This window comes from Rhodococcus sp. SJ-2 (genome assembly GCF_053750035.1).
The window spans coordinates 2,587,261-2,599,256 of record NZ_CM132340.1 but is presented as its reverse complement, the minus strand read 5'-3'; the positions used below and the strand labels follow the sequence as shown (position 1 = coordinate 2,599,256).

At 64.1% G+C, this 11,996-nt stretch carries 11 protein-coding genes; 4 read left to right on the top strand and 7 right to left on the bottom strand.

The features are described from left to right. Nucleotides 1–22: 22 nt before the first annotated feature. The 5 genes from ACSYG9_RS12155 to ACSYG9_RS12135 all read right to left on the bottom strand — a co-directional run bounded on the left by ACSYG9_RS12155 (nucleotide 23) and on the right by ACSYG9_RS12135 (nucleotide 5,444). Nucleotides 23–886: an MlaE family ABC transporter permease gene (locus tag ACSYG9_RS12155; protein ID WP_454842632.1), complete on the bottom strand. Its 864-nt coding sequence runs from the start codon at nucleotides 884–886 to the stop codon at nucleotides 23–25. Beyond that, nucleotides 886–1,695: an MlaE family ABC transporter permease gene (locus tag ACSYG9_RS12150; RefSeq protein ID WP_454842630.1), complete on the bottom strand. Its 810-nt coding sequence runs from the start codon at nucleotides 1,693–1,695 to the stop codon at nucleotides 886–888. Before ACSYG9_RS12150 ends, ACSYG9_RS12155 begins: the two co-directional genes overlap by 1 nt. A gap of 111 nt (nucleotides 1,696–1,806) precedes the next feature. Next, nucleotides 1,807–3,387, bottom strand: a complete 1,581-nt coding sequence (gene fadD5 / locus ACSYG9_RS12145) for a fatty-acid--CoA ligase FadD5 (RefSeq protein WP_454842628.1) — start codon at nucleotides 3,385–3,387, stop codon at nucleotides 1,807–1,809. A 279-nt stretch (nucleotides 3,388–3,666) separates the two neighbouring features. Next, nucleotides 3,667–4,458: an enoyl-CoA hydratase gene (locus ACSYG9_RS12140; RefSeq protein ID WP_454842626.1), complete on the bottom strand. Its 792-nt coding sequence runs from the start codon at nucleotides 4,456–4,458 to the stop codon at nucleotides 3,667–3,669. Then, a complete protein-coding gene (locus ACSYG9_RS12135) occupies nucleotides 4,455–5,444 on the bottom strand; it encodes an NAD(P)H-dependent flavin oxidoreductase (protein ID WP_454842625.1) in 990 nt (329 codons plus the stop codon). Before ACSYG9_RS12135 ends, ACSYG9_RS12140 begins: the two co-directional genes overlap by 4 nt. Nucleotides 5,445–5,689: 245 nt before the next feature. On the opposite strand from ACSYG9_RS12135, the gene ACSYG9_RS12130 reads away from it, so the two are divergent. Genes ACSYG9_RS12130 through ACSYG9_RS12120 form a run of 3 tightly spaced genes read left to right on the top strand, consistent with a single transcriptional unit; the run spans nucleotide 5,690 to nucleotide 8,552 of the window. Further along, the gene (locus tag ACSYG9_RS12130) at nucleotides 5,690–6,958 is read left to right on the top strand and encodes a TetR/AcrR family transcriptional regulator (protein WP_454842623.1); all 1,269 of its coding nucleotides are present in this window, start codon (nucleotides 5,690–5,692) and stop codon (nucleotides 6,956–6,958) included. Next, nucleotides 6,955–8,064, top strand: a complete 1,110-nt coding sequence (locus tag ACSYG9_RS12125) for an NAD(P)-dependent alcohol dehydrogenase (protein ID WP_454842621.1) — start codon at nucleotides 6,955–6,957, stop codon at nucleotides 8,062–8,064. The genes ACSYG9_RS12130 and ACSYG9_RS12125 overlap by 4 nt, the downstream gene beginning before the upstream one ends. A gap of 11 nt (nucleotides 8,065–8,075) precedes the next feature. Then, nucleotides 8,076–8,552 (top strand): DUF4334 domain-containing protein, encoded by a 477-nt coding sequence (locus ACSYG9_RS12120; RefSeq protein WP_440127375.1) that lies wholly within the window; start codon nucleotides 8,076–8,078, stop codon nucleotides 8,550–8,552. A gap of 75 nt (nucleotides 8,553–8,627) precedes the next feature. Here the strand turns inward: ACSYG9_RS12120 and ACSYG9_RS12115 are convergent, their stop codons facing one another. Then, on the bottom strand, nucleotides 8,628–9,497 hold the full coding sequence (locus ACSYG9_RS12115) for an oxygenase MpaB family protein (RefSeq protein ID WP_454842619.1): 870 nt from the start codon (nucleotides 9,495–9,497) through the stop codon (nucleotides 8,628–8,630). An 88-nt stretch (nucleotides 9,498–9,585) separates the two neighbouring features. Continuing rightward, on the bottom strand, nucleotides 9,586–10,278 hold the full coding sequence (locus ACSYG9_RS12110) for a GntR family transcriptional regulator (RefSeq protein WP_454842947.1): 693 nt from the start codon (nucleotides 10,276–10,278) through the stop codon (nucleotides 9,586–9,588). A 202-nt stretch (nucleotides 10,279–10,480) separates the two neighbouring features. On the opposite strand from ACSYG9_RS12110, the gene ACSYG9_RS12105 reads away from it, so the two are divergent. Then, on the top strand, nucleotides 10,481–11,992 hold the full coding sequence (locus tag ACSYG9_RS12105; protein WP_454842618.1) for an aldehyde dehydrogenase family protein: 1,512 nt from the start codon (nucleotides 10,481–10,483) through the stop codon (nucleotides 11,990–11,992). Nucleotides 11,993–11,996: the final 4 nt, after the last annotated feature.

The window sequence follows — 11,996 nt, the reverse complement described above, 5'->3', positions numbered from 1 at the left end:
CGTTCGATGGCGGCATTGCTTGTCACGACAGCCCGACCCCCGGAATCGTCGGGACCAAGCCCCACAATGCGAAGGTGAGAACCACATCGGTGACGCCGATTGCGAGGATGCTCGTGCGCAATGCCCGTCCGGCAGCACGGCCGACGCCTTCGGGTCCGCCGGACGCGTAGAACCCGTACGAGCAGTGGACGATCGCGACGATCATCGCGAACACCACGGCCTTGGTGAGTGAGTACCACAGGTCGGACGGGGACAATGCGAGATGGAAGTAGTAATCGTAAGTGCCCGCCGAGTTCCCCTGGAAGTTCACGACGACGAGTCTGGTCGCGACGTACGATCCGAGCAGGCCCACCATGTAGATCGGGATGACGCATACCGCAGCCGCGATGAGACGTGTGCTCGCAAGGAAGGGGACCGATCGCACGGCCATCGCGTCGAGTGCATCGATTTCGTCGGAGATCCGCATCGCCCCGAGCTGCGCGGTGAACCCGGTACCGACCTTGGCGGCCAACGCGATCGACGCGACGACCGGAGCGAGTTCGCGGGTGTTGGCGATCGCGGAGAGCATCCCCGACAGCGACGTCATACCGATGAGTTCGAGCCCTCGCTGGGTTTCGACACCCACCATCATGGCGGCAACCGCGGACATCGCGAGCACGATGCCTATCGTGCCACCACCGGCGAGCAGCGACGCGTAACCGAAGCTGACTTCCCCGATGTGACGCAGGACGTGTGAGAAATACCGGTGCAGCGCCGTGGGAATACCGGCGACAGCACGGAAAGCGAAGACGACGTGTCGGCCGACTTCTGCACATCCGTCGACCATGGCGGCGAACGGACGCGCTGCCGCCGACCGCGCTCGCGCCGCGGTGGAATACGAGATCATCAGTACGTACCCACTGCCGGTACCATCACCGTGTACATCTGGGACAGAACGGTATTGACGACGAACACCATGATGAAGGCGAGCACCACGCCTTCATTGACCGCATCGGCAACACCACTCGGACCACCTTTGGCATGAAGTCCCTTGAACGACGCGATCAGAGCAGATGTGACACCGAAACAGGCCGATTTGACCATGGCCATGACGAAGTCCGACAGGCGTCCGTACTCGGACAGGGTACGGAGGAACGCTCCACCGGACCCGTCGTTGAGATAGATCTCGTACAGGTAGCAGGCGCCGATACCGACGACGGTGACGAGCGCGCACAGGACAATCGACACGAGCACCGATGCGATGAGGCGGGGGACCACGAGACGGTCGATCACGTTGAGGCCCAGGACCTCCATCGCATCGATCTCCTCGCGAATGGTGCGCGAGCCGAGGTCGGCACAGATTGCCGAACCACCGACCCCTGCGAGCATCAGCGCGCACACCAGCGCCGCTGCCTGCCCCACGACGACGAACGACACGATCGCCCCCGAATAGGCGCCGGCGCCGAGTTGCCCGGCGAGGGATCCCACCGACACGGCGATGAGCACGCCGATCGGCAGCATGAGCAGAAGTGAAGGCCCGCTACATACCCTCGCGATGAACAGTGCCTGCGTAAACGTCTCCCCCAGAGACAGTTTCCGCTGGACGACCACACGGAACGCCGCGACGAGCGTCTCGAGCGAAAAGCCGACCAACGCACCGATCTGGATAGCAAGATCGTGCGCCGGACCTTTCGCCTTCGGAAGCTCGAATGCCACGTTCCCCACCCCCTCGGTGTCTACTGTTCGCGTGCCGGGCATCGACGGCCGGCGCCTGCTACATCCCCGCTACAGTCCGTCCCGCAGCAATACGAAACGGACTTCAGGGGTTCAGCCCTGCGTGACAGCGGAGAGTCCGCCGCGCAGTTCGCCCTTGACGACCTTGCCACTCGCGTTGCGCGGCAGGGCGTCCACGATCACGATGTCCTTCGGATGCTTGTAACGCGCGAGGTGCTCGTCGAAGTACGGCTGCAACTCTTCGAGGGTGAGGTCGTCGTTGCCGGGCTTCGGCGCAATGACCGCGACGGGTACTTCACCCCACTTCGCGTCGGGACGACCGATGACAGCGGCCTCGAGAATTGCGGGATGTCCGAACAGGACGTTCTCGACCTCTGCGCAGTAGATGTTCTCACCACCGGAGATGATCATGTCCTTCTTGCGGTCCACGACGTAGACGAAGCCTTCGTCGTCGATGCGCACGAGGTCTCCGGAGTGGAACCATCCGCCGTGGAATGCCTCCGACGTGGCCGCCGGGTTGTTCCAGTAGTCGCGCATCATGGTGGGACCGCGGTAGACGATCTCACCGACCTCGCCGGGAGCGACATCGTTCATCTCGGTGTCGACCACTCGTGCCTGGATGGTCGGGATGACGCGTCCGACAGAGCCGAGCTTGCGGATCGCATCCGCACCGTCGAGCACGCACGTGATCGGCGACATCTCGGTCTGGCCGAACACCGCGACATTGAACGCATCCGGGAAGGTCTCGGCCATGGCGCGCAGGATGGTGTCCGAGCTCGGCGCAGCACCCCAGGAAATGTTGCGCAGGGCGAGCTTACGCGGGTTCGCTTGCTGCGCAGCACACACGGCCTGCCACTGCACCGGCACGAGGAACAAGCTGGTGACCTGCTCGGCCTCGAGAACGTCGAGCAGCGCACCAGGATCGAATGCGCCGACCGGGTGGATCACGGTGGCGGTGCCGAGCATCAGGCTCGGTGCGATCGATCCGAGCGCAGCGATGTGGAACATCGGCGAGGCACAGAATCCGATGCCGGTCTCGTCGAACTGCTGGAAGGCCCTGATGCAGGTGAGCGCTTGGGCTTCCATGTTGGAGTGGGTGAGCACTGCTCCCTTCGGGCGACCCGTGGTGCCCGAGGTGTACATGATCAGCGCCGGAGTGTCGTTCGGGATATCGACCTGCGGGTGCGGATCGCCCTCTTCGGCCACGAGGGCGTCGTACGATACTGCGTCGCCCTCAGGCTCCGCACCGATCGTGATCGCCAGGTCGATGCCTTCGGACTGCGCGCGGGCGGCGGCAGCGAGCGGCACGAGCGGGCCCTCGGCAACAATCGCCTTCGCGCCCGAATCGGCCACCAGGAACGCAACCTCGGATGCGGTGAGACGGAAGTTCACCGGCACGGCGATCGCTCCGATTGCGTTGGCCGCGAGCACGATCTCGATGTACTCGGGCCGGTTGAGCATCAGGACGATGATGCGGTCGCCGAAGCCGATGCCGCGGCGCGACAGCGCATCCGCAAGCTTCTCGACGCGCTCGTCCAGCTGCGACCAGGTGATCGACTCGCCGAGGAACCGGAACGCGGTGCGATCGGGTGTCATCAGGGCGTGACGCGCGACCTGGTTGTTCCAGTTGTTGCTGCGGTAGCGGTGAGCATCCGAGACAGAAGGGGAAACCATCGACGGTCCTCTCGAGACAGGAAAGCTTCAGGACGAAGGGGCGCGGCAAATGCCGGGATCCGGTGTGATGCACCCTACATGCAAATTCCGATTGTGACTAGATCTTTGTTAACGAAGATTCTCACCGGTCTCGATGGGAAATCTCATCAAGAACATGTGGCGCACGCTTCGGCGAAATCCCTGCGAAATAGTCTATGAACAGTGCTTTAGAAGAGCCAGAGGGCGGATGGCGGGTCCGTGCCCGCAACCTGCCCCGAGCCCCACATGTGCATGCGGGCTCTAACCGAACTCGGGCCGGCGCTTCTGCAGCACGGCCATCGCACCCTCGGCGAAATCTGCGGATGCGAGCAGTTCGACCTGGCCGGCCTTCTCGAGCGCCAACGCATCATCGAGAGCCGGAAGAGTCGCATTGTTGAGTGCCTGCTTGGTGAGCGCGAGAGCGCGGCGAGGACCACTCGCAGTGCGGGTCGCCACTGCATCGACATGCGCGGCGAGCTCGACGTCCGGCAGGGTTCGGGCCACAAGACCGAAGCGGGCGGCGTCGGCCGCCGACACACGTTCGCCGAGCAGCGCCATCTCGGCCGCCCGGGCCCGGCCGATGGCCGCGGGGATCAGCATGCTCGATCCGCCATCGGGCATCAGTCCGATGTTGACGAAAGCCAGAAGAAAGTACGCACTTTCGGCTGCGTAGGTGAGATCGGCCGCTACCGCGATCGACACGCCGACACCGGCGGCAGGCCCGTTGACCGCCGCAACGACGGGCACGGGCGATTCGACGATCGCGCGAATCAACGAGTTCGCGGTGTCCATGACGACATTCGGGTCGGCTGGGTTCGCCCCCGCAGCGGCAAGGTCGGCTCCGGTGCAGAACGCGGTGCCCTCACCCGTGAGAACGATGGTCCGCACGCGCTCGTCCGCTCCGGCCGCTGCCACCGCGTCACGCAGTGCGCCCATCGTCCCGAGATCGAGCGCGTTCATCCGTTTCGGGCGGTTGATCGTGATCCGGAGAATCCCGCCCTCCAGTTGTGAACGGAAACCTTCCACGGCGATACCCTCTGCTGTCCCGGTCATGCTCGCACCCCTGCCTCGGCCGCAACGATGCCGTTCAGGCGCCCGGTGATGAGCGCCTCGGCCTCGGAGACCATCCTCTCGACGAGCGCGGCTACCGTCGGAATGTCGTCGATCAGCCCCTGGCTCTGACCCGACGTCCAGATACCGGCATCGACATCACCCTCTTCGAAGACGGTGCGACCACGGGCTCCGGCGACGAGGTGCGCGATGTCGGCGAACTCTGCGCCGCGGGACTCGATCTCGACTACCTCCTTGCTGACCGCGTTGGCCGCGACACGTGCCGTGTTGCGGAGCGTACGGAAGATCAGCTTCGTATCGAGCTCGGTGTTCGCCACGATCTGTTCTTTGACCTGCTGCGCCACCGGGGACTCGACCGTGCACATGAAGCGGGTGCCCATGTTCACGCCGTCGGCGCCGAGGGCGAGCGCGGCGACAAGGCCTCGCGAGTCGGCGATGCCGCCCGACGCGATCACCGGAATCCTGAGTCGCCGGGTTGCGGCGGGGATGAGAACCAGACCGGGGACATCGTCCTCACCGGGGTGCCCGGCGCATTCGAAGCCGTCGATGCTCACAGCATCGACGCCCACGCGCTCCGCTTTGAGGGCGTGCCGAACGCTCGTGCACTTGTGGATGACCTTGATCCCCGCATCCTTGAAGAACGGCAGGTGATCGACCGGGTTGGAGCCCGCGGTCTCGACGATCTTGACGCCCGACTCGATGATCGCGGCGCGGTACTCGTCGTACGGCGGCGGTGTGATCGACGGCAGGATGGTGAGGTTGACTCCGAACGGTTTGTCGGTCATCTCCCGACACCGTGCGATCTCGCGAACCAGGTCTTCCGGTGTGGGTTGCGTGAGCGCTGTGATGAATCCCAGCGCACCGGCGTCGGCCACGGCTGCGACCAGCTCGGCACGGCCGACCCACATCATGCCGCCCTGAACGATGGGGTGCTCGACCCCGAACGCCTCGGTGAATCGGGTCCTCAAGAGTCCTCCTCGAATCGGCGCGGGACGCGCCACTACGCCCCCACGTACCCGCTCTTCCAGAGTGAATCGGAAGAATCGGTATTAACTTTGGAGGTCACAATTGTGTTTGTCAATACACTTTGTTCTGGGGTTTTGGTACGAAATCGGTGGTCGAATTGCATTCCGATTTTCGGGTCTCAGCTGTTACCTTTAGGATGACTCTCCGCGATCGGTCGCGGGTCCGACACAATCGACGAGGAGTTCAGGTGACCGAACACGCGCAGGTCGGGGCGCGCGCACGATCAATCGCCGATAGCAAGACCACCGGGGTACGCCGACGCCCCAAGAACCGCAAGGCGCAGATCGCCGCCGTCGCGGCCGAGGCCTTCAGCGAGCGCGGCTATCACGGCGTGAGCATCGACGAGATCGCCAAGACAGTCGGTATCTCGGGGCCTGCCCTCTACCGCCATTTCCCGAACAAGTACGCGCTTTTCCGGCACGCGGTCAATGAGCTGGCCGACTCTCTCGGAGCTGCCGTCGACGAGTTCGACTCCGGCGACGACACCGATCCGAGCGACACCCTCGACCGTCTGCTCACTGCGACGATCCGCACCACCATCACCAATCGTCGAACCGGTGGGCTCTACCGCTGGGAACGTCGTTACCTGTCCAAGGACGACCGTCTGCAGGTTCGCAGCAAGATGGTCGCGATCAATCGACGCCTCGCCCATCTCACGGCGCAGATTCGCCCCGACCTCACCGCCTCCGACGACGTCGTGCTCAGCACTGCACTATTGAGCACGATCGGCTCGATCACCACCCACCGCGCACCGCTGTCGAACCGTCGGCTCCAGCAGCTCCTGCTCGACGCGTGCCACTCGATTCTGGCGACACCTCTCGCTCCCGCCGATCCCGATTCCGGAGAGCCGCAAACCAAGTCCGGTCTCGCTACGTCCAACAAGCGCGAAGTGCTGCTGCACGAGGCGATTCTACTGTTCGATGCACGGGGCTATCACGATGTGAGCATCGAGGAGATCGGTGCCGCGGCCGGAATCAACGCTTCCGGTGTGTACCGACACTTCCCGAGTAAGGCCGATCTGCTCGCCGCAGCTTTCCACCGTGCGGGCGACCGCGTTGCGATGTCCGTCGAATCGGCACTGACCGAATCGTCGACCGCCGACCAGGCACTCGAGCATCTGGTGGACGTATTCGTTCGGCTGGCGTTCGATCACAGTGAGCTGATGTCTGTCTATTTCGCCGAGATCGGCAACCTCCCGAAGGCCTACCGCAGCGACCTCCGCAATATCCAGCGCCTGAACATCGAGGAGTGGGCGCGCATCGTCGCCGAGTTGCGCGCCGATCTCTCGGCCGTCGAATGCCGTTTCCTCGTCCACGCTGCGCTCATCCTGTCCCTCGACGTCGGACAGGTGATGCGCTTCCGGAGTACGGAATCCCATCGGAGACGAGTGCAGCAGCTGATGCTGGCGGTGCTCGTGGGCAACCGCGGCGATTCCGGTGAGGTGCTGCGCCCATGAGCCGTATTGCGCGGGCTGCCGTGTTGCGCGAACACAGCGCTTCCATGCAGATCGAATCCGTTGTGGTCCCAGAACTTCGGGCCGACGAGATCCTTGTGAGGATCCGCGGTGTCGGAATCTGTCACACCGACCTCACCGCGGCATCCGGCGGGGTTCCGATCCCGCTTCCCGCGGTACTTGGCCATGAGGGGTCGGGGGTGGTCGCGGAGGTCGGTGCCAACGTCGTCGGCCTGCGCGTGGGCGATTCAGTGGTCATCGGCTTCGATTCCTGCCGGAGCTGCCGCAACTGCCGTCGTGGCCGTCCCGCCTACTGCACACGGTTTGCTCCGCTGAACTATTCGGGTACACGTCCCGACGGCACGTCCGTATTCCACGACGGCTCGGGCAAACCGGTTCACGGCAACTGGTTCGGTCAGTCGTCGTTCTCGTCGCTCGTGGTCGCGACCGATCGTAACGTCGTCCGTCTCCCTCGAGGTGTGCCCGTCGAACTCGCAGGCCCTCTCGGGTGCGGACTCGCCACAGGAGCCGGCACCGTTCTTCGCGTCCTGCAGCCCGAATCGGGTTCGTCGATAGCCGTATTCGGTCTCGGCGCGGTAGGAATGGCGGCGGTCATGGCAGCGAGGATTGCGCGCTGCAACACCATCATCGGCATCGACCCGAACCCCCGTCGGCATTCGCTGGCACTCGAGCTGGGCGCCACGGCGGTCTTGTCCCCCGACGAGGTCGACGACATCGGCCGCCACATACGCCGCAGCACCGAGGGCGGCGTCGACTACGCGGTGGAATCGGTGGGGTCCGAAGCAGTCATCCGCCAGGCGATGTCGTCACTCGCGAGCCCCGGAGTATGCGCAACCCTCGGCCTACGCGGAGGACGGAACCCGATCACGATCGATCAGACGCACTTACTGAGCGGTCGCACACTGACCGGGGTCATCGAGGGCGACGCCGACCCGCACGTCTTCCTTCCCGAACTCGCAGCATTCTGGCGCGACGGCCGCTTCCCCGTCGAGAAAATCACCAGCACATTCCCTTTCGACAAGCTCGACGACGCCTTCGCCGCAGTGACTGCAGGTGAGGTCGTCAAGGCCGTACTCACCTTCGACTGACAGGAACCGACATGGATGTTGTCTCGGAACTCGCCGCACTGCGTGCCCGCACCGACCGAATCGATCCCCGTGAGCTGGACACCCTCTGGGAGCGTCTCGAGCCCGCACGAATCGATGATCTGGTCGGATACCGGTGGAAAGGATTCAGTTTCGACACCGGTCACCGCACCCACCACATGCTCGGTGGTGCCCGCTGGTACGGGAAGTCCTTCGTCTCGGTCTCCGAGGTCCAGCCGCTCGTATGCCGGGACGACGACGGAGAGTTGTTCTCCGACAAGAAGACCGGTCGTGGCGAAGCGAGTATGTGGGACGTCGTGTTCCGCGGCGAGGTGACCGCGACGATGGTCTACGACGGGATGCCGGTGTTCGACCATTTCAAGAAGGTGGACAACGACACCGTCATCGGCGTGATGAACGGCAAGGGTGGACTCGTCTTCGACAGCGGCGAACACTACTGGTTCGGGCTCGAACGCGACGTCGCGCTCTGACTCTCACCGCTCGGATCCGGATGCCGTCCTCGGTTCGGTGAATCGGCCGAGGACGGCATCCGCCGTGCCGGGACGTCAGACGATGCGGCGACCCGAGGCGAAGCGGCGCCGCATGTCGCGCAGGTAGTACGTGGCGGACAGCTGCCGGATCGGCCGCGGCACCCTCCTGTACACCGGGGGCACGACCTTCCAGAACAGATCGAACCGGCGCTGGTCGCGGGGACTCCACGGCAGGGAGAATTCGTCGCGCATGCGCTGCGGCAGAAGACCGATGGTCATGAAGCGCTGTAGCGGCATGAGCAGCTTCACGGGTAGCGGGGAGTCGCCGCCCCCGAGCAGACCGCGTGTGAAGGCCCGCACCTTCTCATCGACGTCCATCGTCGCAATCATGTTGTCCCAGTATGCGTCGAACTCCGCGCGTGTGGCCGGCCACATGTCTTCTTTGACCTGCAGTGCCGTGCCGTAGACGGCGGATTGCTGATAGATCCACTCGAGGTCTGCGTCGGAGAGTTTGTGGAACATGCGCTCGTACATCTGGACGCCGTTGCGGTAGAGCGTTGCTGCAACCCACAATTGGAGTTCCGGATCGAACGCGTTGTAGGTCTCGGACCGCACCGGTACGTGAGCTTTGTTGACCATCCGGACGATCTGCTTACGCTCCTCGGACGTACCGAGGGTGACCGCGTAGACGTATGTCATCGTGGTACGCAACCGGTCGAGCGGACGCTGGAGAGTGGTGCTGTGATCGGCCACGCCGTGTCCGGTACCACGGTCGGCGAGTTGCAGCAGCACCGTCGATCCGGCACCGAGGAGAAGCATCGATTCGCCGACGAAATCCGCGAGATCGACCGAGCCACGCTCGACCGGAGCACGATCGACGGTGGCGCGATCGGCGACGCCCTCAACGACGACATCGGGCTCGTTTACTTCCACTGGTGATGCCATGGGTCGCCTCCTCGGCGAAAGTACGGATGCTGCAGTGTCATCCAAATTGTGCACGCCCGTGCGCAGATAGGCAAGGGGGCCTTGTTCCCTAATTGCCGCCCGCGCTCTCGGTGAGCCGCCTCCGGTGGGCCAGAAGCCGGGCTGCAGCGTCGTCGAACTGGACCAGGGTCTGCGTGATGACCTCGTTGTGCTCCCCCGCACGCATCGCAGCGATGAGCCGCTCGTGCGACCGCACGGCCACCACTCCCCACTGAGGGTCCCGGGCGAACAATCGATACGGCAGCGCACGGGCGGCAGTATCGAGAAACCATGCAAGCTTCGGGCTGTTCGCGATTCGGTTCACCTCGCGGTGAAAACACCATTCGGCATCGGCAATGCGCTCGACGTCGGTCGATATCTCCGAACCCGCCGAGCCCTTCGACGCAGTCACGCAAACACGTAGGCGCTCGTTGAGATCTTCCAATCGTTCGAGGTCGCAGGCAGCGGCGCGCTCCGCGGCCCGCAGGGCGAGTTCGACCGCGAGTTGCCCTTGCAGCCAGAAGATGTCGTCGATGTCGGAGCTACTCATCGGCGACACCCGGTATCCCCGATTCGGGGCGGACTCGACCATGCCCTCGCCGCGCAGTGTGAGCAACGCCTCTCTGACCGGTGTGACGCTGACTCCGAGTTCTGCTGCGGTCTCGTCCAATCGGATGAATTCGCCCGAGCGAAATGAACCCGACATGATCGCGCTGCGCAGGTGGGAAGCCACCTCGTCGGAGAGCTGCGGGCGTCTACGCATACGCGACGGATCCGTACTCGATGTATCTCGAGCGGCAGCAACAGCATCGGTTGCGCGGGTCGGCGAGGTCATATGTTTCTCCTGACGGCCCCGAAGCGAGCGGATCGGGCTTGTCCGTTCGGTACGAGGCGCATAGTGTGAGCTCCACTACAGCTAATCACATCAAATATATGTGATGTGATCCGTCAGAAAGCGTCGAGAGATGACACAGAAGAGCAGCACGACGGGCCCGACCACCAAGCCGACGACCGACACGTTCGCCAGCCTCGACCCCCGCTCGGGGGAAGTGATCGCCGAGTATCCGATCGCCGATGCCGCAGCTGTGGCCGAGGCCGTCGACCGTGCCCGGATCGCCGCACGGTGGTGGGACGCGCAAGGATTCCGCGGACGTCGCGAGTGGCTCCTCGAATTCAAGAAGGCCGTCGCACAGGACGCCGCCTCCCTGGCCAGGCTGGTCTCACACGAGACCGGCAAGCCGTACGGTGACGCCTTCCTCGAGGTGATGCTCGCGATCGAACACCTCGACTGGGCCGCGAAGAACGCGAAGAAGGTTCTCAAAACCAGGAAGGTGCCCTCAGGGGTCGCAAGCTTCAACCAGGCCGCCACCCTCGAGTACAAGGCACTCGGCGTCGTCGGAGTCATCGGGCCGTGGAACTATCCGGTCTACACACCGATGGGGTCGATTTCGTACGCTCTCGCCGCAGGCAACGCCATCGTGTTCAAGCCGAGCGAGCTGACACCGGGCGTCGGCAAGTGGCTCGAAGAGAAGTGGAACTCCATCGCACCGACCCAGCCGGTGTTCCAAGTCGTCACCGGACTCGGTGAGACCGGAGCTGCGCTCACCCGCGCGGGTGTCGACAAGGTCGCGTTCACCGGCTCCGGACCGACGGCGCGCAAGGTGATGGCCGTGTGCGCGGAGTCGCTCACCCCGCTCGTGGCCGAGTGCGGCGGCAAGGACGCGATGATCGTCGCGGCAGATGCCGACATCGACAAGGCGGTGGATTTCGCAGCATTCGGTGCATTCGGCAATGCCGGACAGACATGCGCAGGCGTCGAGCGCATCTACGTTGTCGAGTCTGCTTACCAGGAGTTCCTCGACAAACTGACGGCCGTAGTGAAGCGCGCCGAGCCGGGTGGAAACAACGAGTCGACCTACGGCCCGATGACTCTGCCCCGCCAGATCGATATCGTGCGCAGCCATATCGAAGATGCCCTCGCAAGCGGCGGCACTGCGGTGGTCGGCGGCGCCGAGTCGGTGGGCGAACGCATCATCGAACCCGTGATCCTCACCGACGTGCCCGAGACCTCGCGCGCAGTGTGCGAGGAGACCTTCGGCCCCACCGTCGTCGTCAACAAGGTACGCAACCTCGACGAGGCAGTCGACCGTGCCAACGGCACGTCGTACGGACTCGGCGCATCGATCTTCATCGGCAACAAGGCCAAAGGTCGTGAGCTGGCCGGACGCCTCCACAACGGCATGGTTTCGGTCAATTCGGTACTCGGCTTCGCCGGCATCCCGTCATTGCCTTTCGGCGGGATCGGCGAGTCCGGCTTCGGACGTATCCACGGCGCCGACGGGCTCCGGGAGTTCAGCCGGCCCAAGTCGGTGACGGTCGAGAAGTTCAGTTCGCCGCTGAAGTTGATGAGCCTCGAACGACCCGAACGCGATCTGAACCTGGCCGCGAAGATGCTGAAGTTCATGCACGGAAGGTAAGAGC